Annotated in this window: 31 protein-coding genes and 2 pseudogenes; 6 read left to right on the plus strand and 27 right to left on the minus strand. The window is 55.4% G+C overall.

The window, feature by feature from the left end; translation table 11 throughout:
* The 4 genes and pseudogenes from MU521_RS19195 to MU521_RS19210 form a co-directional block, all read right to left on the minus strand.
* The coding region (locus MU521_RS19195; RefSeq protein ID WP_250864822.1) for a hypothetical protein at positions 1-569 on the minus strand (569 nt) is incomplete at its 3' end.
* Positions 562-1,674, minus strand: a complete 1,113-nt coding sequence (locus tag MU521_RS19200) for a site-specific integrase (RefSeq protein WP_092695833.1) — start codon at positions 1,672-1,674, stop codon at positions 562-564. The genes MU521_RS19200 and MU521_RS19195, both read right to left, overlap by 8 nt.
* Complete coding sequence (locus tag MU521_RS19205) at positions 1,667-2,098, minus strand: DUF5805 domain-containing protein (RefSeq protein WP_092695832.1); 432 nt, start codon at positions 2,096-2,098, stop codon at positions 1,667-1,669. The genes MU521_RS19200 and MU521_RS19205 overlap by 8 nt, the downstream gene beginning before the upstream one ends.
* Before the next feature lie 89 nt (positions 2,099-2,187).
* A pseudogene (locus MU521_RS19210) lies at positions 2,188-2,496 on the minus strand (DEAD/DEAH box helicase family protein); the annotation flags it as partial.
* A 146-nt stretch (positions 2,497-2,642) separates the two neighbouring features.
* On the opposite strand from MU521_RS19210, the gene MU521_RS19215 reads away from it, so the two are divergent.
* Positions 2,643-3,296: a DsbA family protein gene (locus MU521_RS19215; RefSeq protein WP_092695016.1), complete on the plus strand. Its 654-nt coding sequence runs from the start codon at positions 2,643-2,645 to the stop codon at positions 3,294-3,296.
* A 60-nt stretch (positions 3,297-3,356) separates the two neighbouring features.
* A complete protein-coding gene (locus tag MU521_RS19220; protein WP_139171179.1) occupies positions 3,357-4,427 on the plus strand; it encodes a hypothetical protein in 1,071 nt (356 codons plus the stop codon).
* 8 nt (positions 4,428-4,435) lie between these two features.
* On the opposite strand, the gene MU521_RS19225 is transcribed toward MU521_RS19220, so the two are convergent.
* The 11 genes from MU521_RS19225 to MU521_RS19275 form a co-directional block, all read right to left on the minus strand.
* Complete coding sequence (locus MU521_RS19225) at positions 4,436-5,194, minus strand: hypothetical protein (protein ID WP_092695018.1); 759 nt, start codon at positions 5,192-5,194, stop codon at positions 4,436-4,438.
* Between the two features lie 41 nt (positions 5,195-5,235).
* Positions 5,236-5,994 carry a GIY-YIG domain-containing protein gene (locus MU521_RS19230; RefSeq protein ID WP_245681226.1) on the minus strand — a complete coding sequence of 253 codons (759 nt, stop codon included), beginning with the start codon at positions 5,992-5,994 and terminating at the stop codon, positions 5,236-5,238.
* Positions 5,995-6,020: 26 nt separating this feature from the next.
* Positions 6,021-6,347, minus strand: a complete 327-nt coding sequence (locus MU521_RS19235; RefSeq protein ID WP_139171180.1) for a hypothetical protein — start codon at positions 6,345-6,347, stop codon at positions 6,021-6,023.
* A 118-nt stretch (positions 6,348-6,465) separates the two neighbouring features.
* Positions 6,466-6,840 carry a hypothetical protein gene (locus MU521_RS19240; protein ID WP_139171181.1) on the minus strand — a complete coding sequence of 125 codons (375 nt, stop codon included), beginning with the start codon at positions 6,838-6,840 and terminating at the stop codon, positions 6,466-6,468.
* Positions 6,841-6,900: 60 nt separating this feature from the next.
* On the minus strand, positions 6,901-7,176 hold the full coding sequence (locus tag MU521_RS19245; protein WP_092695024.1) for a hypothetical protein: 276 nt from the start codon (positions 7,174-7,176) through the stop codon (positions 6,901-6,903).
* 15 nt (positions 7,177-7,191) lie between these two features.
* On the minus strand, positions 7,192-7,605 hold the full coding sequence (locus MU521_RS19250) for a hypothetical protein (RefSeq protein WP_092695026.1): 414 nt from the start codon (positions 7,603-7,605) through the stop codon (positions 7,192-7,194).
* Positions 7,606-7,619: 14 nt separating this feature from the next.
* Positions 7,620-7,910 carry a hypothetical protein gene (locus MU521_RS19255; RefSeq protein ID WP_092695028.1) on the minus strand — a complete coding sequence of 97 codons (291 nt, stop codon included), beginning with the start codon at positions 7,908-7,910 and terminating at the stop codon, positions 7,620-7,622.
* A gap of 8 nt (positions 7,911-7,918) precedes the next feature.
* Positions 7,919-8,272 carry a hypothetical protein gene (locus MU521_RS19260; protein WP_092695030.1) on the minus strand — a complete coding sequence of 118 codons (354 nt, stop codon included), beginning with the start codon at positions 8,270-8,272 and terminating at the stop codon, positions 7,919-7,921.
* A 69-nt stretch (positions 8,273-8,341) separates the two neighbouring features.
* Complete coding sequence (locus MU521_RS19265) at positions 8,342-8,578, minus strand: hypothetical protein (RefSeq protein WP_139171182.1); 237 nt, start codon at positions 8,576-8,578, stop codon at positions 8,342-8,344.
* A gap of 221 nt (positions 8,579-8,799) precedes the next feature.
* Positions 8,800-9,960, minus strand: a complete 1,161-nt coding sequence (locus tag MU521_RS19270; RefSeq protein ID WP_139171183.1) for a hypothetical protein — start codon at positions 9,958-9,960, stop codon at positions 8,800-8,802.
* A gap of 421 nt (positions 9,961-10,381) precedes the next feature.
* Complete coding sequence (locus MU521_RS19275; RefSeq protein WP_092695036.1) at positions 10,382-11,623, minus strand: IS4 family transposase; 1,242 nt, start codon at positions 11,621-11,623, stop codon at positions 10,382-10,384.
* 113 nt (positions 11,624-11,736) lie between these two features.
* Between MU521_RS19275 and MU521_RS19280 the strand changes: the two genes are divergently transcribed.
* Together MU521_RS19280 and MU521_RS19285 are read left to right on the plus strand one after the other, a co-directional pair.
* A complete protein-coding gene (locus MU521_RS19280) occupies positions 11,737-12,201 on the plus strand; it encodes a hypothetical protein (RefSeq protein ID WP_175452936.1) in 465 nt (154 codons plus the stop codon).
* Between the two features lie 23 nt (positions 12,202-12,224).
* Positions 12,225-13,787, plus strand: coding sequence for a methyl-accepting chemotaxis protein (locus MU521_RS19285; protein ID WP_175452937.1), 1,563 nt, complete (start codon positions 12,225-12,227; stop codon positions 13,785-13,787).
* Positions 13,788-13,946: 159 nt separating this feature from the next.
* Here MU521_RS19285 and MU521_RS19290 read toward each other — a convergent pair.
* From MU521_RS19290 to MU521_RS19330, 9 genes and pseudogenes are all read right to left on the minus strand, one after another.
* Positions 13,947-14,126 (minus strand): annotated as a pseudogene (locus tag MU521_RS19290) (IS4 family transposase); the annotation flags it as partial.
* Between the two features lie 81 nt (positions 14,127-14,207).
* On the minus strand, positions 14,208-15,425 hold the full coding sequence (locus tag MU521_RS19295) for an orc1/cdc6 family replication initiation protein (protein ID WP_092695042.1): 1,218 nt from the start codon (positions 15,423-15,425) through the stop codon (positions 14,208-14,210).
* Positions 15,426-16,073: 648 nt separating this feature from the next.
* On the minus strand, positions 16,074-16,712 hold the full coding sequence (locus tag MU521_RS19300; protein ID WP_139171184.1) for a DUF7474 family protein: 639 nt from the start codon (positions 16,710-16,712) through the stop codon (positions 16,074-16,076).
* Positions 16,713-16,781: 69 nt separating this feature from the next.
* Complete coding sequence (locus MU521_RS19305; protein ID WP_092695046.1) at positions 16,782-17,111, minus strand: helix-turn-helix transcriptional regulator; 330 nt, start codon at positions 17,109-17,111, stop codon at positions 16,782-16,784.
* 100 nt (positions 17,112-17,211) lie between these two features.
* A complete protein-coding gene (locus MU521_RS19310; protein ID WP_139171185.1) occupies positions 17,212-18,120 on the minus strand; it encodes a hypothetical protein in 909 nt (302 codons plus the stop codon).
* A 407-nt stretch (positions 18,121-18,527) separates the two neighbouring features.
* The gene (locus tag MU521_RS19315) at positions 18,528-18,788 is read right to left on the minus strand and encodes a hypothetical protein (RefSeq protein WP_092695050.1); all 261 of its coding nucleotides are present in this window, start codon (positions 18,786-18,788) and stop codon (positions 18,528-18,530) included.
* A 42-nt stretch (positions 18,789-18,830) separates the two neighbouring features.
* Entirely contained in the window at positions 18,831-19,157 is a 327-nt protein-coding gene (locus MU521_RS19320) for an FUN14 domain-containing protein (RefSeq protein ID WP_139171186.1), read from the minus strand.
* Between the two features lies 1 nt (position 19,158).
* Positions 19,159-19,443, minus strand: a complete 285-nt coding sequence (locus MU521_RS19325; RefSeq protein WP_139171187.1) for a hypothetical protein — start codon at positions 19,441-19,443, stop codon at positions 19,159-19,161.
* A 72-nt stretch (positions 19,444-19,515) separates the two neighbouring features.
* Positions 19,516-19,896 (minus strand): hypothetical protein, encoded by a 381-nt coding sequence (locus MU521_RS19330; protein WP_092695054.1) that lies wholly within the window; start codon positions 19,894-19,896, stop codon positions 19,516-19,518.
* Between the two features lie 150 nt (positions 19,897-20,046).
* Between MU521_RS19330 and MU521_RS19335 the strand changes: the two genes are divergently transcribed.
* Complete coding sequence (locus MU521_RS19335; protein ID WP_245681227.1) at positions 20,047-21,624, plus strand: methyl-accepting chemotaxis protein; 1,578 nt, start codon at positions 20,047-20,049, stop codon at positions 21,622-21,624.
* Positions 21,625-21,680: 56 nt separating this feature from the next.
* Here MU521_RS19335 and MU521_RS19340 read toward each other — a convergent pair whose 3' ends face one another.
* Genes MU521_RS19340 through MU521_RS19350 form a run of 3 tightly spaced genes read right to left on the minus strand, consistent with a single transcriptional unit; the run spans position 21,681 to position 26,432 of the window.
* Positions 21,681-22,064 (minus strand): hypothetical protein, encoded by a 384-nt coding sequence (locus MU521_RS19340; protein WP_139171188.1) that lies wholly within the window; start codon positions 22,062-22,064, stop codon positions 21,681-21,683.
* Positions 22,054-22,254, minus strand: coding sequence for a hypothetical protein (locus MU521_RS19345; protein ID WP_245681228.1), 201 nt, complete (start codon positions 22,252-22,254; stop codon positions 22,054-22,056). Before MU521_RS19345 ends, MU521_RS19340 begins: the two co-directional genes overlap by 11 nt.
* Positions 22,255-22,265: 11 nt before the next feature.
* Complete coding sequence (locus MU521_RS19350; protein ID WP_092695060.1) at positions 22,266-26,432, minus strand: Eco57I restriction-modification methylase domain-containing protein; 4,167 nt, start codon at positions 26,430-26,432, stop codon at positions 22,266-22,268.
* 136 nt (positions 26,433-26,568) lie between these two features.
* Here MU521_RS19350 and MU521_RS19355 point away from each other — a divergent pair, with 136 nt between their 5' ends.
* Positions 26,569-26,817 (plus strand): DUF8139 family protein, encoded by a 249-nt coding sequence (locus tag MU521_RS19355; RefSeq protein WP_092695062.1) that lies wholly within the window; start codon positions 26,569-26,571, stop codon positions 26,815-26,817.
* Positions 26,818-26,821 lie beyond the last annotated feature (4 nt).

Consider the following 26,821-nt stretch of genomic DNA (forward strand, 5'->3'; position numbering starts at 1 on the left):
GAACCAAGGTTGTACCAGGACTTTGGAAGGAAGCCGACTTCGAGGCCCCACTCCCGCGCCCAGCGCGTGATATCCATCCAGCCGTTTCGCTGCTGCTGGTTGGGATCGGCGGTCTTGGAGGGTGTGATCATCTCGATGTTGCCGGGATAGACGTGCATCCCATACAGCGCCGGCTCGCCGTCCTCGTCGAGCCAGAGCGTCTTGTGATCAGCGTGGGGCGGCGAGTGGGGCGGCTCGTCGCGAGCGCCGATCGTCTCGAGTTCGCGTTCCTCCCACCCGCGTGTTTCGTGACAGGGGCACTCGTCCTCGCCGGTGATGAGACGACGGATGCAGCTCCTCTCAGCCGGCTCGTTGAGGTCGAACGCCTCGACGAACCCGTCCCGCTGGTACTCGCCCATGACTGCGCCCAGCGCCCGCCAGATGCCGGTCCAAGCCGGATCGTCGGGGTCATGTTCGAGGTAGTCGTGGACGGCCTCGCGCAGCTGGTCGTACTCGTCCCACGACGGGACGGGCTCGTTCGGGCCGGGACTCGGCCAGTCGTCCCGGTCGTCGCTGGCGTCCTCAGTCATAGATGCCGAACTGGTAGATGTTGTCGAGGTACTCGTCACGCACTTGGTCGCCCCAGTCGTGAGAGTAGACGTCCATGATGTCGCTGCCGCTGCCCTCGGTGGCGGTCCCAACATCGCCCCGGATGTACTTGACGAGCGTTGGCGCGATGGACCGGTCGTGATACCCGCGCCCTGGCTGCATATTGGTCGTGAAGAAGTGTCTGAACCAGTGGGGGGTGAACGCACCGGTTGAGCCGTCGTCGACGAGGCCTGTCTGCTCTGCAAAGTGATTGGTGAGCTTCTTACCGACCTGCTTATGACTCAGCCGAGTTGGGTCGCTCTGTGGACTGGTCCACAGCGGATGGGGATGTGCTGTCTCCGGGCGGACGGCCAGCCAGTCTAGCAATGCTCGCTTCAATTCGCCGTCGACGGGGATACGGGTGGCCCGCTTGCGTTTGTTCCCGGACCGCCGTTGTTCGCCACGGAACACCTCTCCTATCGTCGGCTCTGCTGGGATGTAGAGCGTGTCTGGCTGGTCAGCTATCTCTTCGTGTATCGAGACGCCATGGCGGTCCAACGTCTCGTAGAAGATGTCGTGGTCCAAGTGAATGAACGGCAAGTCGATGTTGAGATTCTCAGCGAGTCTGATACCGGTTTTGGCGAATGTCATCCCTATCCCCCGAAATTGGAGGTTAGGGATGCCACGGAGATACGCGCCAATCTCGTCCACCGAGCGGTCAAGTTTGTCTTTGTCGTCGACATCGAACGTGGCTTCGTCGGTGACGTAGGCGACCGGATTGGAGTCGACGACCTCCCTATCCAGCAACTCTTTCAAAAACGACTGGACGATTCGCATCTCGTTTTCCACCGTTCGTTCCCCGAGTCCAGCACGGCGCAACTGGCTGAGAAAGGTGCGGGCGTCGTCGGTGGTCATGCCATCTCGCCAGTCCACAACCTCGTCCCAAGCGTCCCAGTCGGCGTCATCTGGACTATCAGCGATTGCTCGCTGAATCTCCTCGAATCGCACGTCGGTCACGTCGTCGACGTCTTGTTTGTGAGAAAGATATCGTTCCAAGGGCTCGTCGTACCACTCGTCGTCGAAATCAAGGTCGCCGTACTTACTCATCGGTGATCTTGAGGTAGCCGCCCTTTGAGCGGCGATACTTGGCCTTGCCCTGGTCACAGAGGTCATCTGCGACAGTAATCAGGTCGTCTTCGAGGAGGTCGAGCAGGTCCTCGCTATCGAGTGCATCGTCGGTGGAGAGGTTAGTAAGAACCCACTCTTGAATCGTGTCGTTGATGTTGGTTTCCGAGTCGGTGTCGTCGACTTTGAGCGTCTGTGGGTCAGCGGGTGACTCCGCGGCAGCATAGTCGGCACCATACTGACGCCGCCCGGCTCGAATCATTCGATGACAGTATTCTTTCACAGAGAGATTGCGCTCGTCGGCCGCCGCAACCCATTCGTCAGGCACCTCAATTTGCACGTGAGCCATTTTCACAATAGTGAATTGAGAGCCAAGAAAGTAAAAAATACCGGTTGTTGGAATCATATAGAGTGAAGAAACTACAATGTTAATAAAAATTTAATAATTTAGAATATAGTAGCAGGGAAGTAGTACTGCTGTTGCTATCATACACAGTGTCCCTTCCCTTTCAGCACGTCAAAGTCATCGAGGAGTTCGTCTTCGGCGACGTCGTCGATCTGGGACACCTGTGGCGTCGTGTAGTAGGCATCTGTGGCTGCGTCTTCACTCTCGACCTCAGAGAGTGTATCTGCACAGCCGGCAATGGCACGGGCCAAGAGACTCTTGCCGCTGCCTGTGGGGGCTCGAATCAGGACCACGTCGTTGCCGTCCTGATACGCTTTCTTGATCTGCGTGAGGGCCTGCTTCTGGTAGCCGCGATAGCTTGGCGCGGGGAATTCTTGATGAATGCGTCCCGGCTCCATCTATTATTGTAGTTGATTATTCCGGTGTCTGTCAATCTGTCGGTAGCTACTGTTGAAGGGCTATTTTGTCGAGTGGAGGGCTACTGATACAGAATTTGAGAACAAAACCGCCACTGTAATGCCGGTTCAGCTAGTTATTGACAAGTATGAAGAACTGGTCCCGAAGAGCGGTTCTCTCCGGTACTGCAGTTGCGGTTGGTTCTGTTGCAGGTTGTCTTGGCGGCTCAGGAAACAACGCAACGCCGGCCCCCGACGGCGTCGAACCTTCCGATGCACCACGCCCAGCTCGTGGGCCGGAGGACGCGTCTGTCACGGTCGAACTCTTCACCGACTACGAGTGCCCACACTGCCATGATTTCCATAGCGGCCCTGAACAACAGCTTGTCGACGAGTTTGTCCGATCGCCGTCCGATCCGAACGTGCAGTTCCAGTTCTACGAGTATCCGATTCCGGTTGGCAACAACTCGTGGCTGGCTGCGATGGCAGGCGTTGCGGCTGGTGTCGAGAGCGGAGCATCCACCTACGTGTCGTATCGCGACCAGATGTTTGAGTCTCAGAACACGTCGACGGACCTGATCCGGACGACACTCGAAGAGACGGCTGGTGTGTCCGATTCGGTCTGGGACGATGTCCAAAACCAGTTCTATCGAAAACCAGCCGAAGCGGACAAAGAACGCGGGAATTCACATGGAATTTCCGGAACGCCCGGAGTCGTCGTCAACGGGACGGTCGTATCGCCGCCTGACGGTGACCAAACGTATCAGGATACGATCCGAGAAGAAATTCAAAGCCAGCTTTGAATTTTTTCTTAAGCCCACTTTGGTTAGCTTTTATATTATTCCCCTCTCTCATTTCGTAGTATGGCACGGGCATTGGCTGTTATTCTGGGGACTGTGTTGTCTGTCTCAGTAATTTTGGGTGGGGCCATGGTCGGAGGATTGATGCTTGTCTCTGATGGTCCATCCCAAACATCTGAGGGCCAAACTGCGTCAGACTCTATTGCCACAACTAGGCAGCCTACCATTAAAAGAGACACTACCGATGAGCCTATAAGCACACAGTCGGTTCCAACCGCAGATACTCCAGAATCAGTGAGTACCCCTAAACCAGATACTACTACTTCTGTACCTGAGGTCGAAAGAACACCATTTAGACTTGTTCCTGAGGATAATAAGGATGAGAATCCTGACAGAAAATGGTTCTACGAGGATTTCGAGTGGTTCGCAGACAATCCAGACAATGATGACGATGGGGACTATGTCCGTGACGAATATGAAAGAGAAGTTGAAGGGTTAATTGTTGGTGAAAAGGACTCTGATGGTGACACGGTTCCTGATGGGGCTGAATTGGCTGGATTCCCCAAGAGGACAATTGTAGCAGAAGGGCCACCTGGAAACAAATTCGATGCCGACCCACAAGAACGGGATCTTGTGGTGGACATTGTCTACTCTGATTCCGCCATAGACAGATTATCGGAATCAGATATTGAAGATCTTGAAGAGAAGTGGGAATCGTTCCCGTCTGAGTACTCAATCGATGCCCATATTGAAGTAAACGAAAACATCACATTCGAAGGAGAATACCCACAGGACTTCAATATTCGAGAGGCTGAAGAAGTGTTTGAAGAAGAGTACGGGTCAGGATCTATACACAGGATGGTTGTCGTAACCGGATTCTCTAACGAGGATATTGGAGGTAGAGCTAACCTCAGAGGACATATTTCGGTTGTTCGACATGATGTGGATTATAGGCAGGGGGTCATCATCCACGAGCTCATGCATAACATCATTGGGATGCCACCCAACGTGGAGGGGTGTTCACCATCTCCTGGACACAGTTGCGATGGATATCTGGCCGAATATACAGGCGATTTTGAACCAAAGATCACTGATAATATCGAGAGATGGCTCAAGAGAGATTGGGAGATATAAACACTGGTCTAGAATTGCGACAATGACGCTTGGCGGTCAAGATCCGTTTTTCGCCGACGCTCGTACGCTTCCTTCGCTTCGTCTTCGATGTCGATGCACTCGACGGTGAGTGGTGTTCCGTCGTCGTACTCGAGTTCAGCGGCGATTGCGAGAGGGGCGGTTCCAGCGCAGGGGACCACAACCGTGTCGCCGGAAGTGGTTAACTGCGAGAGGTAGCTCTGGTATGGCGCGAGGGGTTTTGCTGTCCCCCATCCGAAGTTCTCCCGTTGCCGTTCGCAGGGAATATTGAGTCGGAGGTTGCTTCCGACTGGATGGTCAGCTGGCACCGGACAGGCTTGCTTCCAGGCAAAGAGGACAGAGTAGCCCCCGTTGGAGCCATACATTCCGGGTGTCGATCGGTCTGGTTCTCCATCTTGGGTCAACTCTGTCACCTGCCCGGTCCGGATTCTCGACTCCCCCCACGTGTCTTGAATGTAGTCCCAGAGTCGAGGGAGCAGCCAATCATCGACGTCGGCAATCAGAACGCCACCGGGTTTGAGGCATTCGTGGACAGCGTCGATGAGGGCGGAGGTAGTGAGGGACGTGTCGTGGTCGTCGTGATGGTCGTCCGACTTGGAAAACGTGTGTGTTGGGTATTCGACTCCGAACTGCCCATTCCGCATCGGCCTCGCCCATGCGTCGTCCAGGTGGATGAGCGATACGCTGTTGTTGGGATGAGAGTGGAGTGTTTCGAGCGCATCTGCTATTCGGTAGGTGATCGAAACCATCAGACTTGGTTCGTTTGCGAAGTCCCAATGTGGGAGGTGTCCTACTCGTTTGCGACTGGATCGGTACTGGCTGTGTAGTCTTCAAGCAGGTCGAGGGCGGCGGTCGTGTGGAAACCTCCGACGTGATCAATATTCCACAGCCCGGATTGCCGAATCTCCCCGGTCGCCGCGTGGTTGCCGGGCCAGCCGTCTGGAATCTGCTGATCGCCACGCAATCGCGACTGGCTCACGAGCGCGATCGTATTCTTCTCGATGAAGGCCCGGTCCGACTTCGGGCCCGGCTCGCCCGGAATATCGACGACCAAGAACGGCAGCCGGCGGATATACGCACTGACTGCGAGTTCGAGCGGATGTTCCTGTTCTCGTAGTTCCGTTGTTTCGATCGGGATTCCGTCTCGGTGGGGCGTTCCCCAGTGCGGGAATTGCTCGTGGAGTCCGTCTCGTTCGATCAGGGCTCGCCCAACGTGCCGCCGCCAGACAGAACCGCGGTGGTTGCCGCCATTCGGGTGTTCTGCCCGCTCCGTGTTCCCTCGGTGCTGTCGCAGACGGGACCAGAGCCCGTTGCTCGAACCAGCACTCACACCGACGGTTCCGATCCTGACGAGTCGCCACTGAGATGGGGGCTGGGTGAAATCTGTCGTCGGATCAAAAAAGTAATAGATGCCAGCGTCTGGCCAGTCTTGGTTTCCCGTGGTGTTTTCGAGATAGAATGGCCCACCACAGTTGTCCTGCAGTGTAGCGAAAATGGACTGGAGCCGGCTGTGTGCTGTGTTGCGGCCGGCGTATGCGGAACTGAGCATGGGGTCGTGTGTTCAACGGCGGCCGATCAGGGGAGACGTTCGTCAAGTTCGTCAGCGAGGACGTCAACGGCGACTTCGCGGAGCGATGAGCTGCTTGTGTAGTAGGGATACTTGTCGCTCCCTCGGAGCACATCCTTTGGCCAGATCCGCTCGTGGACATACGGCATCCCGCTCGTAGTGAGTCCAACCGTCGGTTGATCGTCAAGGAACACTGCGCTGACGATGAGGGAATTGGCGATTGCTCGTGCGGTATTCTCTTCTGTGGCAGCATGGCCCCGTAAGCCTTCGACCACTTCAGAGAGATACTCTTCGAACTCTTCTGTCGGATCTGCGTCGACTCGAATCTCGGTCATCGGTCGAACAAGGGAACGAAGTGTTCAGTCCCATCTTCGACCCACAGGTCTCCGATGGTTCCGTCGCGCTCGACTTCTGGCTCGAATTGTACTGGCTCGGATTCTTCATCAGGCATCGTCACGTTCCTTGCTGATCCACAAGATCGTTGACGTCTTCGTCGGTGTAGTTCGAGAGGTCGAACATCTGGCCGGCCAACGGCTCCTGGAAGAGCCTGCGGCGGCACTCCTTGCAGCTGATGAACAGCGTTCGTGTGGCTGACCCGTAGTCCGTCCGGGAGATTGCCGGGGACCCGCCCATGTGGTCACCGCGTGTTTCGAAACGAGTGAATTCGAGACCGCCACAGAACGGACACTCACTGCCGATACCGTCGAATTCGGCGGTTCGGACCCGAAGAAGCGATTCGACTTCTCCACCGGGCCCTTCGAGCGTGTATTCAGTGATGTTGCGATGGATCTCGCCTCCATCGTGTCCTGTCGTTGTTTTTAGGGGCATGACTCGCTCAATTGGCAGTCCCTCAAAGCGGCTCGTTCCCAGCGGAGAACACTGCTCTGCTCAGTCTCGCTTTGGTTCTAGCCGTTTGCGAAGATCATCGATCTGAGCTACTTCGTCCTCGTATCCGGTTTCGTGGACGCTGTCGCAGAGCCCGTCGACGTGGCTGACGAATTCGTCGAAATCGTCTCGCCACATCAGGTGTTGTTCGTTGTTCGCGACTGCTTCTTCGACCGTCGCGACGATCTCGTTGATAGTGTCGTCGGAAATATCGTGTTCCTGCAGTGCTAGTTCGAACGATTCTCGGATATCCTCGAAGTTAACCGGCTGGTCTGCCATGATCCACTTTGCTGGCTAGTCCCCAATACCGGCTTGCGGGTCGTGTTCTAGGTTTGCTTTATCGCGATTCGCTTGATCCGTCTCTAGAGATTGTATGACGGCATCTTCTTTGGCCGTCGCCTGCCGAACAACCTGCCGCTTTGCGATGTGGGCCCGCTGTAGGTTTTCGTCCTGTGCGATATCCCGGATCTGTCGTCCGAGGCCAGTGAGTCCGTACACCTTCTTGGAGAGACCGTCTGGTTGTTCCTGCAACCTTTGTTCCCAGACCCCGTGTTGGATACCGGCTTTGAGCCTATCGTGGACGGTACTCGAACTGAGCAGTAGTTTCTCGCGAAGGTCTGTGTGGCGTTGTGGTTCGTGACCGATTTCGACCAAAATCTCTAGCGTCCCTTTTTTTCGGAGGAAGCAGATGATTTCTTCGCTGACCATATTTGACGGCTGATTCACTCGACTGGCGCTAGCGTGACTTCCCTGAGTTCGATATGCTCTTCCCCGGCGGCGTGGTACGCGTCTCGGTGGGTCTCTGCAGTCTCTCGGTCGTAGAAGATCGCATCTTCGGAGCTGGGTTCGGGGCTGAAGGATTCGGGAACGTCGTCGGGATCGAACGATTCATCGACGAGTATGAGCTTGTTGACGGGCAAGAACGGCTGATCGGCCTTTGTCCCGATCGGTTCAGTATTGATCAGCACGTAGTACGTTCCGGCGAATCGGTCTGTCTCTGCATTTTCTGACATTGTTGGAACTAGTTTGTCTTACTGTTGAACAGTCGGTTGATAGTGACGTAGAAGGGGAATGGATACTGCTTGGCTTTCCGAGGCGCGTTTTCATGTTCTCTGAGCTGGTCTGATGCTTCACAACAGTCAGGAATCAGTCCGTCTTCATCGAACACGTCCTCGATCGGAACCTCGAAGGTGATTTCATCACCTGCGTACAGATAGCCGTTGTCTGGTATCTGTGGCGTGAAACCCACTTCTGCTGTGTCGAGAGCGTCTGGGAATTTTTCGCGCGGAAGGCCTCCATCGGGAACGTCGATGGGCTTCATCAGCGGGAGCTGTGCTTCTGTTTCGTCTAGCGATACATTGATATCGACTTCCATGGCTTAACCTCAGGTTTGGTTGCACGGCCACAATATGCTGATCGGCCAAGAGACGGGAAGAGCATTCGACTAGCCTTCTGCCCCGTCGCAGGCCTGGCCGACCTTGCCCCAATCGAGTGAATCTCCGTAGTACTTGCCGTTAGCTGAAACTGCATCTTGCCGGGCGAGTAGCGGGAATCGGGCCTTGTCGTGGCCGACAGTCTGGACCACACACCGCTCTTGGAGGTGTGGAGCGATGTCGGTGAGGAACTGTTCGGCGTCGGCGGGTTCCTGCGAGGTGATTTGCTCGGCCGAAGCCTCTTCCACTACTTCAGCAGGAACGGGCTGGAACCCTGCACCCATGCCGTGCATCGTCAGATACGGCTCTTCGGAATCTTGCTCTCGAATCGCGACGGTGAGGCTGTCGTGGACACCGCCGACGAACTGGCACCTGTTCAGGTACTCTTCAAGCTCATCGACGGCGTCTGGATCGACCTAACCAAGAACCGGCTTTTTGGCCCCCACTGTTTCATGCCAAATAGACGAATTCAACCGCTCTCTGTGGGGTCGAGAGAGGCTATCGGAAGCCGAGCGACCTGGACGGCTGGTGCTGGTGGTTCGCAGACAAGGGCCGTTTCGACGTCGCAGTGGATCCAGCGTGTTCCAGAACTCGTCGGGGCAATGTGATCCTGCTCGGTCCACCGAAGCCGGTAGCCGGCGATGATGCCGGTGACTGGGTCTTGAGTTTTGTAGTGGTCCTGGTCGGTATCTGGCTCGACTGTTGCTTCGACGCCGATGGCTCCAGGCAGGTCCTCAGGACCCACAGACACTCGGTACGAGTCCCCTTCGTGGATGAACTTGTGCGTGCCCCTGACAGCGTCGATATCGTTGTTGCAGTCCTCAAGTAGTCTGAGGTGGTTCGCGTTCAGTGTTGTGACAGCCCCGGAGGCGAGACGAATCTCGTGTCCTACATTGAATTCGGTATACGCCTCCGAGGGATCGTATTCGTTGACCAGAGCAGTCCACCGCTCGAAGCCAGTGCGAAGTCTCGGATGTTCTTCGGGCACGTCGAGTCCGTCGATAGTATGTTTGACTTCTTCTGTTGGTGGCTTTGGAATGCTACCGTCGTGAGAGACAGTGTGGGCGGCGTCCGGCAATTCACAGCGGAATGCTCCTCGTGGACCTGTGACAATGATGGTGCCTGGGCTGCACAGGAAGGCGGTTGTTGCTTCGGCATCGATTCGACCAGAACCGTTCGACAGCCGAACGCACCGCCGAAGAAACTGCGGAGAGAGCCAGCACTTCCCATCGGCACTCCATCGGTACTGATGCTCGAATTCTTCCTCAAACCGGCTGTAGTACCGAGGGATTTCGATTTCGGTGAGTGTATATTTTTTGAGGTAGTCCCGGGCGCCGTCAATGAAGATACCGCTGTTTCCTGGGATCCGCTCGTGGTCGATATCTGTGTCCCAGAATGATTTCGGATTCAGCCGCCAGAGGTCCAGAATCTCGGCGGGGCCTTCCTGCTCGGGAGCCACTTCCCAGTCAAATCCTTCGATGTCCGGTAGCAAATCCCTGTCTAGCGTGTGCTTGCAGTACTGGTCGGCTGTGCCGGGGAGCGAGAAGCTACTTGGGTCTGGCCGGAGCGTGGCTGTTGGCTCCCCCGGCGTGTTGATACCGTAGGCCCCGAGAGAAGACTGGTGGTCCACCATTTTCACCGAGGGGATTTTGATTTCGGAGCGGTATGGTCGAATTTAATTGTGTAGGAAGTCATTGTATTTTGGAATCGAGAATCGATTTAACCAACACATCTGGTCGCTACTATTGCTGGTGTTGGTTAAACTCGGACTCGCATTCCAGTCAGGTAGCCCCGACACAATCGCGGTTATCCCTTCTGAAAAGTCGATCGTTTGCCTGTCGCGTTCTGAGTTGATAAAGCCACTGCGAGATTCTCTCCCGACGAGCTGTTGAGTCCGAATCGTGTAGAAGCTCACAAGCATAGCAGTCGTCGGTGAACTCCATGTTGAGCCAAGAGAACTGACCCCTCAGGGAAACGTATCTGGAATTACCGTGGGACAGGCGACAGCAGTCGCTGGTCGGTGACGGCTGTCGCCGGGAAGTGAAAGGCGATCAGCCGAACGAATCCAGCGTCTCGTTCCAGAAGGTGCGGACTTTTTGGATTGCACGCGCCACGCAACCCTTAACCGGGTGGCGTTGGCGAAACCACACCACAAGTACGTATCCAACCAACGCACAGAACAGCTCGAACAAGACGCCGTTCAGCGATTTGGAGTGGAAATTCTCGATGTTAAGATACTGCTTGAACTCTCGAAATAGAATCTCGATCACTGTCCGAAGCGTGTAGATGTTGATCACGTCGATTGGATCGTACGCTGACGACGCCAGCGTCGTCAGGTACTCGATCTCCTCTCCGTCAGGTGTTTCCAGTGCAATCCGACGAAACTCCTCACCAGTCTCGGCTAACTCGATTCGTTCGTCACGAATCCGCCGCGTTAGATCCTCATCAGAGTTGTTTGCGTGAGCGGCGTCGTTTTCGGTGACGGTAACTTCGAACTCTTCGAGGACTTCGATAACCTCGAATCGAGCGTCTGAGTGTAGCAGTGTGACGAAGTCATCGTCACTGTACTTGATCTCACAGAACCGAAGGTAGCGCGTGTATGCACGATCAAACACCCAGATAACCGAGTCGAGGTCTGCGAAGACCTCGACATCGTCTTCAAGGAGATCGAACTGCGGGCTTTCATGCGTATCACCCTCTGTGACAGTGGCATCGAGTGGATGTTTGTGGTGGCCGTCTACGCGCGCGGCGCAGTGTAGTTCAAGTCCGCCGTTATCTGGATCAATCTCGTAGATATCGTCGTCGTCTCCGACGAACTCGTCTGAGACGACAACAGAGCGTGTCAGTTCGAGGGTTGTCGCGTCAGCAGCGACAACACCCCGCGTTAGCCACCCCAACCGTTTTCGCTGGACAGCGCGCTGATGATACAGCTGTGGCGTGTGCAGTAACTCGAACAGGAGGCGAACGACCGCGCGGTAATCGCGGTCGTTCGTGAGCTCGGAAAATCGTGACTTGGGCATGTGTTCGAGCGAGTCATCAACGGCTGTCTTGTCTTCGAGTTCGGCAAGCGAACTGGACGGATCGAGGCCCTCACGAACAGCGACCTTGAGGTGGTTCGTGAAGTCGTGTTTGTCGGTGTGGACACCAATTCTGAACTCGTCAGCAATGGACTCGCTGTCGACTGCTTCGAGCAGCGAGTACAGTTCATCGGCGACGATTTCGGCAGTATTGATATTGCTGGCGGTCTTTGCATCTTCTGACGGCCTCTCTGTTGAATTGGAAACCACAGACATTACAGGCCGTCACTACCGGCTCACGCCGGTTTTAAATACTCAGAACGTGACTGAAGAAATCAAAGATGATATTTTGATCGTAAGACTATTACTTGTGAAATAGAAAAAAAGATATGCCGATACAGAATCTGCCAGACCCAGAAGATTGGCCGTGGGACTTCGAGACACGACACGACAACGTTGGCGTCTGGACGATGAAAGGATGGGACGGATACGATCAGGAAGCACTCGAGAGTGTCTCTCAGCACTACGATATTCGAACGAAAGAGTCTGACATCACCGGAACAGTGGCAATTTTCGGCGAAGAGACAGACCTTCCGACAGAGACCCAAGAGTATATGGCAGACGAGTGGGGCGAAAACGCACGGGGTGTCGAGCGTGTTGCATTCGCCTCAGAGGGGCTCAAAGCGATGGCTGTCTCTGCGAACGTCGAGGTCGAGAACGATGCCGAGGTAGAATGGTTCAGTGATATTGAGGAGGCTGTCCAGTGGGCCGCGGGGAGTAAGCAGAACGTTCTCTCAGTCGGTGCAGTGCGGTCATGTCAGCCCGTCTCTGCACTGCTGAACGTCGCAGTCTAACCGATGATTACTCCTCACAATATATGATCGACCGTCTCAAATCGAACCTTCGACTGAAATTAGTGGGATTCGCCGGTGTCGTCATGATTTCAGGTAGTTCCGTTGCTGTTGGCAGTTACGCTGTTGTCGGAAGCCTGCCACTGATGCTGGTGACGCTCGGGGCAACTGTACTCACTGCTGGCGTAATCGGTGTCGTCTCGTACCGAATTGCCGAAGCTATCGACCGGCTGGTGACCGAAATGGAGGCAATCGCCGACGGGGAACTCAACCGCGAGATTGGCTCCGAGCGAAGCGACGAAGTCGGGCAGATGTTTCGGACGCTCGATACGACCCGTGAGCGGTTACAAACACGTATCGAGGAAAGTGAACAGCAGCGTTCGTACGCGGAAAAGCGTCAAACAGAGGCACGGGAGGCAGAGCAACGGGCTGAAAATGCCCGAGCAGAGCTTGACGAGTTACTGGCTGAATTAGACAGTGAACTGAGTACAGCAATGGAACGTGCCGCGTCGGGAGAACTAACGACCCGGGTAGAGACCGAGATTGCTAACGACGAACTGCGTTCGATTGCCGAGTCGTTCAACCAGATGATGTCGACGTTTGAGGCGACAATTGGGGACATTCGGTCGTTTGCAGACAGTGTCGATACAGCGAGCGACGGTGTTCAGGAGGATGTCAATTCGGTTCGGGCCGGGGTTGATGAAGTCCAGACATCGATGACAGATATTTCGACGGGTACACAGCGTCAGCGCGACCACTTAGACGATGTCGCAACTGACCTCCAGCAGCTTTCAGCGACAGTGGAAGAGGTGGCAAGCCAGACAACGACCATCGCAGACCAAGCCGCCGAGACGGCCCGTATCGGCCAAACCGGACGACAAGAGGCAACACAGAGTCTGGATCAACTGGAAGATGTCCAAGAACGGACAGTCGAGACTGCCGACGCTGTGCGTGAACTTGAATCACAGTTCGACGACATTGCGGAGATTGTCGAACTCATTACCGACATCACCGAACAGACGAATATGCTCGCGCTGAACGCATCTATCGAAGCAGCGCGTGCTGGAGATGCGGGCTCCGGATTCGGGGTGGTTGCCGACGAAATCAAGACGCTGGCTGACGAAGTCCAAGAGTCGGCCGATCGCATCGAGCAGATAATCGATAACGCTCGTGATCAGATGGACACGACAGTAACAGATGTCGAACACGTTCAAACTCAGGTCGAACAGAGCGTGACATCTGTCACCTCCGCAGTAGAGGCGTTCGACAGCATGGTTGATCAGACAGAGGCACTGAGTGCCGGGATCGAAGAGATTGACGACGCGACCGATTCGCAGGCACAGACGGCACAGAACGTTGTCGGCCGAATTGACAGCGTCTCAGAGGAGAGTCAGACCATTGCGACCCAAACAGAGCATATCGAGACAAAGGCCGAAAGTCAGGTCCGAGCGCTGACACAGGCACTTGATCGAACGGACGAGCTCAATCAGCAAGCGAGTGAGCTGACTGAGCAGTTAGCAACGTTCCATGTCGGGACAACCCGTTCCAACACCTCCGCTGTACGGGAATCAACGATGGCTGACGACTGATGTAGAGACAGACCTGTTATGAACTATACTGATGAGTGAAGAGTGGTGGATACATGGTGAATACATCGGAGCTGAGAAGATTGGTTCGTCTTCGATGGAATCACTGCAATGGCCGTGAAATCCCCGATGGCGATTCCAACTGCTGAATTTGATACAGTCGTTCGTGAAGTCGTGTTTGTCGGAGTGAACGCCGATTCTGAACTCGCCAGCAATGGACTCGCTGTCGACTGGGTCGAGCAGCGAGTACAGTTCATCGGCGGCGATTTCGTCAGCATTGATATTGCTGGCGTTCGTTATATCCTCTGACGGCCCCTCTGTTGACTTGGAACTCACAGACATCACAGGCCGTCACTACCTGCTCACGCCGGTTTTAAATACTCAGAACGCGAGAGGTCTATGGAGTTTTGTCGTCTCAGAAGATTACGTATTGATGTGCTCGACGACGTCGGGTTTCCACAACAGCCGATGTTGGTTGAACGTACCTTTCCCCTTACCGGAGTGTTGGGTTTCCTTCTCGGTAATCTCCAAGAACGCGATTTCGTCGAGTAGCTCCCGAACACGGTCTGTCGAGAGCGCATCATATCCTTCTCTGCTACAGAATCGTCGATAAGCATCGATGATCTGGGTTGTACGGAACCAATCCTCATTCGGATTGTTTTCCGTCAGAAGAGCAATTGCGATTACGACATATCGGGTATGCTGAGGCAATCCTGCTAGTAAGTCCTGCAGTCGCTCTGCTTCTGCAATCTCTCGGACTTGATCAATATCGTCCTCAGCGATCGTGGATTTGTTATTCTGCTCTGCGTACTGACCAAGGTACTTCAGAACTTCAACCCCTTTTCGAGCATCTCCATGTTCTTTTGCTGCCAGTGCTGCTATCCTTGGGATGACCCCCTGTTCAAGAACACCCTCTTTGAATGCATCCCGTCTGTTTTCTAAAATCTCTTGTAGCTGTTTCGCATCATATGGATCGAAGACGAACTCACGATGTCCAAATGAGCTCTTTGTTCTCTGGTTCATTTGGTCCCGGTAGTTGATTTTGTTAGAGATTCCAATGATGCTAATCGGCGTTTCTACCGAACCAGACTCTCCCGCTCGAGATAAGATCATGAGTGGATTGTCGTCTTTCAACATATCCACTTCATCAAGGGTTATGACGACGCCATCAAACTGATCGTCTACCAACCGCCAGAGCCGTTCATAGTACTCGTCGACAGAAATCCCTCTTTCTGGAAAGTTCGTCGCTGCCTCCTCAGTACAGAGGTTCTGACCAATATTCCGAACAACTCTGGAAGTAGTCGTGGTCTGAGAACAGTTCACATATGCAATCCCGATGTCTGTCTCCTGCCTCCTCCCTTCAGATTGGAGCCTTTCCATCACGTGTTTTGCGACGAGAGATTTTCCTGTTCCTGTTTTTCCAAAAATAAGAATCGAATTTGCAGGGGTACCAGTTAAAAGAGGGGCGATCTCTTCAGCCACTTGCTGTATCTGGTCCGACCGCCCCACGATCCGATCTTCGTTTGGAATATAGTCAATGTCGACCAGCTTTCGATTTTGGAAGACCCCACCACCACCCTTGTTGAGAGTATCTGCAAAGAGGGGATCTTCCTCCTCGCCGTCTTGGCTCCTGTTTTCCATATGGCGAGCACTCACGCATCTGGAATAAATCTAGGGGAGCAGGGTCCGAGTTATAACCGTGGATATAGAGCCTGAATGCACTGAAACCGGTAGAATACCTATAACTTGGGATGAGGTCAACCCTCCCCTCGTCCCAAGTTATACTGCTTCCAGAGGGGACACCTCGTACCTGGTTATACTATGAGGTGACGGTCGTATTATATTCAGATATTGGCTGTTACCTTTGCTCCCCCACCGTGTCCCGAGCTATAGAGGTGACCGGACACACCTCGTCCCAAGTTATAGAGAGGCAGCAGACACACACCTCTTCCCAAGTTATAGAGACAGCAAGTGTACTGGGGCCCGAGACGACAGAATCCAGTTGAGGGAAGAGACAACATGGCGGACGGTCTGTATACAGATCGAGGAGGATAGAAGCCGTATAGCTTGAATTGGGAGGATAATGCTGCAGAGTATCGAAAACGTGTTCTAACTTTATTCTTCTAGTCTAGAGTTCCTAGACTAGTAGTACACACCTCGTCCCAAGTTATACCCAGTCCAAATCTGCCCTCTGAGCACCCCTCGCCCCCTTTTGTGATTCTATAACTCGGGACGAGGTGTGTGTCCCTCTCTTCTCCCTCCGTCTATACTGATGTGAGGGTGATATGGTCAGTCCGATTGCATTCTCTCCGGTCTACTACTTTCTATGGATGAGCTATGTCGATCGATGACTCGTTTGGCCTCTTTCGCTTTGTTCTTCCAGCCGTACCTGTCACCGTTGCCGGGGCCTTCGTACACATGTTTCTTCTTCGCGAGGACTTCTTCGGGCGAGTTCTCTTTGAACCCGCCACGTTCCCACGCGCCGGTTTCGTGCAACCAGTCGATGACCCGCTCTTTCGTTTCGTGCCACGAGAGGCCGCGGGCTTCGTACCAGGCGACGAGTGCGAAGATCGCGTTGTCGTGGGCTCCTGGAACGGAGCCGTGTTTGAAGATCGTCGCGAGGGGATCGTACTGAGGATCGACTGGGTCTTGAGCTTCGTCCAGTGGGACCAGCTCGAAGACGCCGTCGCCGTCCATCTCGACGAGTCCTGCAGAAAGCAACTCAGCGAAGGCGTCGTCATGGAGATCGGACCACTCACTGTCGGCTGTGTCTCGGAGTTCGTCGCCCGGCGCTGGGCTGACCATCAGTCTGGAGATAATATCGATGTAGGCTTTCTCGACGTCGGCTCGCGATGCTGTACTGTGCGTACACTGTGGCTCGTGTCCGTTTGGTTCGCCGCAATCTGGGCAAGGATATCTGTCGTACATAGATAGAATCGGCTATTTAGGTCGCACAACCGCAACTCAAAACGGTGGCTGCGAACGTGTTTGACCGATCTAGAGTGCCGTTGAGACCATTTCGTCCACGTAGTCGCGGTAGGCCCGCAGGAGTTCTTTCCCTTCTTCGCTGAGAGTGTACGTGTTCGTTCGTTTGTCCAGTGCTTCTTTTTCGAGAAGTCCGAGGTCGACGAGGTCGTCGAGGTTGGGGTAGAGGCGGCCGTGGTTGACCTCTTCGCCGAGGCGCTCTTGCAGTTGGCGCTTGATTCCGAGGCCGTACGGTTCTTCGTCGCTGTTCTCTAGCCGAGTGATGGCGAGTAGGGCCTCTTTCTGGAATGCGGTCAAGTCTGTTGCCGATACGTCTGCGGATCTCGTGTCGTGCTTACTCATAGGTGGGGTGGGGTTTGTGTGCCGGAACTACTACTGTCCGGCTGGGGAATTCGCACAGCCACAACTTGTTGATGACTGATCTGTTTTAAACTTCTGAAGCTTAAATTCCAGTGGATTCGAGGTCTGTCACCGAATCATCGCGAACGAACTCGTTCTGGATTCCGCCTTTAAACCGAAGGTAGTGAACGCGGACGCAGGCCTGATCCTTCTTCGGTCCGGTCACCGTTGACCGCCAGTCGAACTCGTAGCCGACCACGATTCGACCGTACTTGTCCACTGTGCCGATTTCTTCATCTTCGTCTGGGCCGTCCCAGCTGCAGCGGTACTGTCCGTCTCCGACGGGCGCGTCGACGACACCGCCACCGCACACTGGCACGTCGGTTGGGTCCCGGTGGCACTGGCCGAGTGTCGCAAGCCCGTCGGCGTTGATCGCGATACTTTCGATTGTCTCTCCGTCGACGGTGAAGTTCTCGACTGCGAACCGGTGCTGGCTGGTTCCCGATCGTGGCGGGGAGACGTGGTCGGTGATCGTGATGCCGAAGTCCTGCTCGAGGATCCTCGCGAAGCGTTCGATTCCGGTCAGGATGGCGGGCTTGTCTTCTTCGACGATCATCTCACCGGCTGGAGTTTCAACCGGGTGTGCGGCGTGCTGGCTTTCCAGATCGGGCTTGTGGATCGGGTGTTGTCGGATGAGGATTGTTCCGGCTGGACCCAGCAGCACGGCAGGAGCGTCGTCGCAGACGATGAGGTCGTAGTTCTCCACCGAATACCGCCCTTTGCCGGCGAGCGCCCGGAGTGCGATTTCGACGGCCTTGGGGCCGATCCCGTAGCCGTATCGGGTCAGCGTTCCGCTCGCTTGGTGGAGCCACCGGTTAAATTCCTCGCGAAAGTTCGCGTAGGCGGATGGGAGCTCCCAGACGGCTTCACCATGCTCGTCGACGTAGGAATTGACGTCGCCGTCACTTACCCATCGAGCGTGGGCGAGATACCGGCGCTCGTTGTGGAACAACTGGCTGGATTTGTCTTTGCGTTGGAATCGACGGAGTGTGAGTCCGTAGTCGGCACTCTGGCCGTCCTTCAGCTGGTAGAACCCGTCGGTGACGAGCCGGTCGGCCGTTACGGGCTCTCGATAGGAGGCGGCGATTCCACTCTGTCCCGATCCTGGACCGTCCGCATCCCAGTACTCAGTGAGTCGTTTGTTCTGCGACATTGGTCAATTGGATCGCCGTACCCCAATCTTTCCTCGAAGCAATTTGCCACGAGCCAATTTGGCACGAAGCAGATTCTTGGGTGGGCCAGTCTTAACCAACACTGGGGCGAAAGCAGGGGTACCTCCCCATACTTGTTGGTTAAGCCCAACTGGTGAATCCGTTGAAACAGCCATCGACTGTCCCATCACGGAGGCTTTTCGCCGTTCTATTCTTCTCGTAGGGATTGAGGGACGCTCGTGCCACACTCGTTTCGCGGGACGGGCGTATCGAGCAACGGCTCGTGTCTCTCGGCAATATCGAGGATTCCTGTCTCGACTTGATTGGGTTGATCGTCACGGGTCCCGGTGAGCGTGAAGAGCAGTCCGTCCTCGTGTGGAGCGCCCGCCAGAGTCAACTTCTCGATATCCTCGAAGACCAGCATTTCCCACTCGCTACCGCGCAGTACCTCGATTTCGACCGTTCGCACACTCGTCTGTCATCTTCCGGGGCTTAATACCTGGCCCTGGAACTACCCTTTCTTCAGCCCCAGATACAGCCCGCCTGCGAACCCAGTCCCGACGGGGAGTGTCCCGAGAAGGCCAAGGAGCGGCGTCGATCCGGACGATGAGGCTCCGTTGACGACCAGGCCAAACGTTCCACTGCCGAGTGTCGACGCGAACGCTGACCAGTCCACGGTGATGATCCCGATTTGTTCGAGATATGCGAGAAAGGCGAGTTCGAGGCCGGCGAGGACGGCGACGATCTTGGCGATTTTCTTGACCGCGTATCCGATGGTGGCCCCGATCGCACCCGCGCCGAGAAATCCTGTCGCGACGGCTTCGGTTCCGGAGACCATGTTAGCGCATCGCGCTAACCTGATCTGGTGACTGTTCGACCGCTTTGTTGAGTTCGTACCGGAGGACGGCCTCGGCGATCAGACCTAGGTCGCCACCATCGACGGTTTCGTTTTCGATCTTGTGTTCGAGTCGGCGGAGGGCTCGGGCCTTCTCAGCGTACAGCGAGTCGGCACCGCTGTCGGACATCTGTTGATCGCGAACAGCGGTGTCGACGACGGCTTCTCTGACGTACTCGCGACGGGTGGCGAGCAACGATCGGACTGCGTCGTGGATGTTGCTGTGCATCGCACTCTCCTCGCTGTTTCTCAACACCATGTAGGCTGAAAATTGGGGCCGGAAGATCGCAATCGGTTTTTGTCAGGCTTCTTTGGCCCACGCGAGCCCTTCTTCGAGGTCTGTGAAACCTTTCGCAGTGTGGCCCTCCGCATCATTTTTTTGTGCAATCGCCATCCGGGCGAGCCCTTCGGTCACGTACGCAGTCCTATCGATGCCTGTTTCTTCGCCCAGTGCAGTCCACTCTTCGGCAACGTGCTCGAGTGTGTCTGAACCGCCTGTCTCCGCGTCATCGATCTGGACAACGCAGCCATTCATGTCGGGCTGGCCAGCGTGCTCTCGGAAGTGTTGTTCGCCTTCTTCAAGCGCGCCGGATTCTAGCGCTTCTGCCAGCGAGTCGATTTTCCAGATGCCGATCCCGTCGCGTTCCTCGTAGTCCAAGCCGGTGGGGAGGTCAGATGTCATACGAATCCCACTGTTACTACGACCGCACTTGAGCCCACCCCACATATCGGCTCGTGAGTTGCGTCGGTGTATTTTGAGCCTTCATGCTTGTATATCTGGTAGCGAATGAGCACCACTGGACAAATCCTTTCTGCGATTGGGCGAATTCCGATGGGAATCGAGCCGTACCTTCCGGGAGTACTGCGGCGTGGCCTGGGTTTACGATTGTTCATCCTCGGCCCTGTCCTGTCGGTCACGCTTGGCCCTGCGCTCGCTGTGTTTCTATTCGACAGCGTCTTGCTCGCGGCCATATTCATCGCGGCCGTCGTAGCGACAACAGGCTTTCTTGGCTACGCGGAGATGTACCGGGCACTTTTGCAGATCAACGCACAGGTCAACCGAATCGATGACGGAGAATATGGGAACAAAGCCGAGACGAGCCGCGTTGACGAAATTGGCGAGATATTCGATTCACTCGACCGGACCGCCGACTCGATTGAGAGCGCACTCAGTGAGGCTCAACAGGCCCGTGAGGAGGCCGAGGGAGCGAGAGAGACGGCTGAGGCTGCTCGCGACGAGGCTGAGGCGAACCGGGACGAAGCCGACGCACTCGCCTCACATCTTGAACTGAAGGCGACTGAGTACAACGAGACGCTATCGGCGGTCGCGGATGGTGACCTCACGGCACGTGTCGATCCGGAGAGCCTGAGCGATGCCATGTCCGACGTGGGGGACCAGCTGAACGAGACGTTAGAGACACTTGAAGGATTGATTGCCCAGACGCAGTCAGTCGCCCAGACAGTCGACGATAAGAGTGAGATTGTCGAAGCATCCGGCAGCGAGGTTGCCGACCAGTCTGCGCTGGTTTCGGCCACTGCCGATACGATCGCTGACCGGAGTGCGACTCAACAGGAACAGCTGAGTGATGCAGCCCAAGAGTTGTCGACAGTGTCCGCGACCGTTGAGGAACTCTCGTCGTCAGTCACCCAGATCGCCAACCAGACTGAGACTGTTACTGAAATCGGCCGTGAAGCACAGCGCAATTCGTCAGATGCACAGAGTGCCTTGGACGAGATCAATCACCAGACCCAACAGGCTGTATCGGCGGTCGAGAGCCTGGAACAGATCACGGACGAAGTGGCCGACATTGTGGAACTGATCGATGGAATCGCCGAAGAGACGAACATCCTCGCGCTGAACGCGTCCATCGAAGCGGCACGAGCGGGCACTGCAGGCGAGGGGTTCAGCGTCGTCGCAAGTGAGGTGAAACAACTGGCGGAGGAAACCCGCGCGGCAACGGCAGACGTGGAAGGCCTGATCGACGACATCCAAACCGAGGTTGAAACGACTCGACAGGAAATCACGGGCGTCCAACAACGGGTGTCAGACGGGAGCGAGACGGTCGGCAAGACAATAACGCAACTGGAGAACATCGTTGGCGATGTTGTCGAGGTGAATACAGCCATTCAAGAGGTCGATCAGGCCGCCGATGAGCAGGCTGAATCGACACAGGAAGTTGTCGCGATCGTGGACGAACTCTCGGAGTCGGTTTCGGAAACGGCGTCCAACACGGACGAACTGGCGGCGACGGCATCACAGCAGGAGTCGATGTTGGGCGAGATGACCACCGAAACACACCAATTCAGCGAACAGATTGGGACGCTCCGGGAAGACCTCGAGAAGTTCCAAGCCGACACCGCCGCCGAAAATGTTGAGCCCGCTTCGCCGGCCGCTGCGACCGACGATTAGTACTGTCAAATCAAATTCCATCCCTGTCGCGACGGCTTCGGTTCCGGAGGCCATTGTTAGCGCGCTGCGCTAACCTGATCTGGTGACTGTTCGACCGCTTTGTTGAGTTCGTACCGGAGGATGGCCTCGGCGATCAGACCTAGGTCGTCACCATCGACGGTTTTGTTTTCGATCTTGTGTTCGAGTCGGCGGAGGGCACGGGCCTTCTCAGTGTAAAGGGAATCTGCTCCGTTGTCGGACATCTGTTGATCGCGAACAGCGATGTCAACAACGGCTTCTTTCGCGTATTGACGTCGCTTGGCGAGCAATGACCGGACTGCGTCGTGGATGTTGTTCATCGCAGTTTGGCCGCTGACACGATGATAGCGGAAGCCCACCCCCTTCAGGGGTGGGAGGAAGTCAATCTCAACTTCGAACTGGTGGCTGTTTTCAATTCCCAACAGCCTCTTCGACGATCTCGATTTCCTCGTCGGTCAGCCCATACAGCTCGTAGACGATCTCGTCGATCAATGCGTCGGTCCGCTCGATCTTCGCCTCCAGTTTGTCGGCCCGTTCCATCGTCTCGATGTAACTTTCCAGCCCGGCCTCCACGTCCGCGACCGCGGGGGCGTACCGAATCTCCACGGTCACAAATTAAGCCATCACTCAGACTGAGCTCGAAGTGATGGTCCCAATGTATCCACAGCTTCCTCAACGAGTGAGATTTCATCGTCTGTCACACCAAACAACTCATAGATTATTTCATCGATGAACGTTTCCATCTGCACGATTTGGCGCTCTAGTTCATCTGCCCGTTGCTTAGTTTGAATGTAACTCTTCAACCCCTCCCGAACATCGTCCATGATTGGCAAAGTCAGTGCTCGCAGACGATCAATAAGTGAATTCGTCTTGGTGGCCGTCCCGCGGAAATTAGCGAATCCATCAGCCTTGTCAACAGCTATGGGGACAAAGACTTCGATAAGATCAGCCTCCGTTTCAGTTAGGTCTGTGATCCGAAGTGCTGGAAGAGGCTCCGTCTCAGTATACCCCCAGCGGTCAGTCTGATGTTCAGCCTCTCGATCTGGTTTATATCGGGCCGTCATCTGGATGCGGATGGTATTGGCCGAATCGCGTTCGACGGATGCTTCACCAACGCGGAGATTCGGTTTTTGCTCGGCAGTCTGGTGAAGGATAGAATCACCCGCACCCTCTGGAGGTTGAGCAAAACCGATCTCGGTAAGTGACTGCCCCTGGCGATAGTTGCCAAGGTGGTCGCTCAAACTCGTATTTAACTTCCGGTACTTCTTGTGATGATTCACCGTACTTCGCGCCAAGGTCGCAAGTAAATCATGTGTACTTGCATCCGGACGGATCGCAACCGAACAGCCACCACCATCAGCAGCAATATTGACAACCCCATCTTCGATCTCTATCTGTGTCGGAGAGATCGAAGACGGATACTCTTGTGTCTGAGTATCGAAGTCAATCTCTGGGACTGGCAACGACCGCGTTTCCGACAGCACGATTTTCGGGAAGTCATCTCGAAGTGCAACGGCCGAGCGGCGAACATGGAAATAGGAGAGAAGCTTTGAATTCAGGACTGAGAGAAGATAGCCTGCATCATACCGGTCATCATCGACTAAGATGCTCTGGTATGATTTATTCGTCACAAAGTCTTCATCAGTGAGCGCCAGTTGGATCCGGAACTGACGACTAATCAACTCACGGAGAATCAACCTCTCGCCAGTGAAGTACCGTTCCGGCTTGTATTCCGCAATCCCATCATGATATTCGACGTACTTTTCGCCAGAAAAGCCATACGTGTATCGACGTAGATTCCCGTCTAGTGCCGGGGAATAGTTGTCGTCCCCATCGTCAACCAAATCAAATGGTGTGATGCCACGCTGGATATCAGCAACAGCAGACAAATGGATCCCGTTCTTTGCGATCTTCTCTTCGAGATCAAGTTCGTCCTTGCTCAGATAGGAAACAAATTCATACTCATCATCCTCATCGAAGTGGTCCAGGAACCACCGTGAATAATCGACACGACTACCACTCTCCCGTTCAATTTTGTCGATCTCGGCTTTCCGGTCGTAGTTGATCACCTGAGCAACCGTATCGGTTGCCGAGAGATCCTCAATCCTGGTGGAAGTATTCTGTAACACGAAGACGGAAGAATCGACGTACGCATCGCTAAAGACATCATACGGCAGATTCACCAATTTCTCTAGCTCTGCGGTATGGACCAGCCACTCCCTGAAATCAGCATATTTGTCTGAAGTCTGCCAGCCACTTGGGAGGATATACCCGATACCACCGTTATAACGTGCAAGCTGTAGACTTAGCTTTGTAAAGACCGCAAAGGTGTCATTAGCTGATTTAGGGAGCGAGTATTCACCCGACATATACTCCACCGTCTCAGTGCCTAAATCTGCCCCCCACGGCGGATTCCCGACTACTGCATCGAACCCGGCATCCGCACGTTTCTCCCCATCCGCATCAAAGAACACTTCGGGAAACTCTAGTTCCCAGTGGAAGAAGGCTTCCTCGTAGGCCATGGTCTGAGCCGTCCGGAACCAGTCTTCCTCTTGTACGTCGGCCCAGGCATCGTCATCCTCGATGGCTTCGGCGAGCATCCGATAGGCGTCCTCGGTCCCGTTCTCGTCTCCATCACGGGGTACATCTAGCCCAAACTGCTCGGCTGTGTGGACGTTGGCAATCTCGAAAAGGCGCTGATAGAGTTTGTCCGAGCGGATCTCGTCGTAGATCTCCTCCATGGACTTGATATCGGCCAGCGATTCGTTATCGATGGCCAGCAACTCCGCCATCAGGTCCATGACGTGTTCGAGTGTCTGGCGACGCGCCCGCGCGACCGACTGCATGAGCGTCAACTGGCCGTCCTCGTTCCCGGCATCGTCAGCCAGCACCTCCGTAATATCTGACCCCACCAGCGAGTTGCCGGCCTTGAGGTGGTGATCCAGGAAGGCCAACGGCTGGTCGGCGGCCAGCGTCTCCAGCCACATCGAGAGCTTCCCCAACTCGACGGCCATGCCGTTGATGTCGACCCCATAGATGCACTCCTTGGCGATCGTCCGCCGGAGTGCCTGCTCGTTGCGGCCCTGCTGTTCTTGCTCGCGAGCGACTTCCATCACCTGCTCGGTGAGATACGCGGTCGCACTCGTCAGGAAATGCGCCGACCCCATCGCCGGGTCAAGGATCTTCAGATCCAGCACGCGCTGGTAGAAGCGTCCGAAATACCCCCGGTCACCGGGTTCAAGCCCATCGGCTTCGAGATCGGATCTGATCTCATCGAGTAGCGGGTCGATCGTCTCCTCGACGATATACGACACCACGTAGTCGGGCGTGTAGTAGGCTCCCGTGGCCTTGCGCTCGCCCTCGTCGTTGACGACATACAACTCGCCTGCCTCAACCGACTCGACGGCCTCGGCAACGCTGACCTCCGTGGCGGGCTTCCAGACCTGCCCGCCGTCCTCGGCGACTGCGGCGTACTCCTCGGATGCAATGCGGAACTCGTGTTCCAGCAGCCCCTCGTAGATGCTGCCGAGGTGGCGCGTGTCCAGGTCGGCATAATCAGCCAGCACGGGCTCGCCATCGGCATCCTCAGTCGTGCCCAGCCGATGGATCACTTCAGCAATATAGCGGTCAGCCACCTCGTTGTCGGCCAAGAACATGTGCTGATCATCATCGAAGAGCCCGCCGTTGTATGGGGGGATGCCAAGGTCGGCCTCGCCTTCGTCGACGAGTCGGAAGAGGTCTTCCAGCTGGCCCCAAATCTGGGTGGCATACCCGCTGTAATCCTCGTAGGTGTCGCCGGAGGTAATGGCCTCGTGAATCTCTAGGCGGCGCTGGTCGAGGCTGAAATGCTCGTCATATTCAGATTGCTTGTCTGGGTCGTTGGGATGGATCAGTCCCCGGGATTCGGCATAGAGGACGAACATCAACCGATACAGCAACACGAGCGATTGCTCTTTCAGCTCCGCGCGGGCGGCCGCATCGTCGGGGTCGATATCGAGATCGTTCGTATGGACAAACCCCTCCCCGAGGACACGCAGCGCCGTGAACACGTTATCCTGCAGGTCTGCACCCAGTTCCTGAGCGGCCGTCTCGGATTCGTTCCAGACCGTGTCCAGAAACGTTGTGCCGGCCGTCTCTCGAAATGCTTCGGGCCGGAAGAAGGCATAGAAGTACTTGAACGCTTCCAGGTCGCCCGTCTCCAGTAGTTCGGGCAGGTTGATCTCGTAGTAGGTTTCGGTGGCGTAGTCCTTGGTGCCGTAGAGTCGCCACTGTTTGCCGTTGGTCAGGATACCCCAGGAGACCCGTTCGGGCGTGTGTTCGAGATAGTATTTGATCTGGTGGGAGGCGTCGCGATAGTTCCGTGTCTCGTTCAATTGGGCGGTGAAATCCGCATCCCACTGTTTGGCTTCAAGCACCGCCGCGGCCTGGCCGTACATCCCCTCGATGTTACCGTCGCGTTTCTGCCCGGCGGCTTGGCGACGGGCTTCGGCCGAGCCAAAGAGCAGGCGGTCGTTGTAGCCGCTCCCACTCGGGATCGTCGTCTCCGGGAGCGAATCAAACCCAAGGATATCGAGGACCTCATCAATCCACGAGCCCAGTAGTTCGTCTTCCTTGTATGACGCCAGCAGATCACCCTCAGCGGCCCACAGGTCCTCCAGTTCCTCGAACGCGGCCTCGGCCTCTTCGTCACAGTCCCAGTCCTCAAGATCGGTGACCCGCTCGTCGAGATAGTATCCCGAGAAGAGACTCGAATTGCGATAGGGGGCGGTCCCCAGTGTGGCCTGACTCATGCAAGTACATGGGACAGGTCACAGCACAGTAAAGAATCTGTGGGTCTGTGGACGGAGCAGGCTGGATGTCTTGTGGTTTGACCGCCTCCAATCCAACCATCAAAATTGTAACGACGCAGGACCGTGATTATTGGTGATGGAAGACGTTCCACAACCAGCCGACGAACCCTACTCGACCGGCGACGAGGTGATGGTTTACGTTGCAGAGGACGATCCAGACGCGCGTCATCATGGGAAGACTGGGATAGTTGTGGACATATCGCAGGATGCTCTTAGTACAGAGACGGGACGAGAGCTAGACTCTCACTCCTACAAGATTGAAGTAGATAGTGAGGAACTCGACGTTTGGTTTCGTCATCGGGATCTCGTGCCGAATGCCGATTGAAGAT

The sequence above is a fragment of the Halorientalis regularis genome (assembly GCF_023698535.1).
Lineage (GTDB): Archaea > Halobacteriota > Halobacteria > Halobacteriales > Haloarculaceae > Halorientalis > Halorientalis regularis.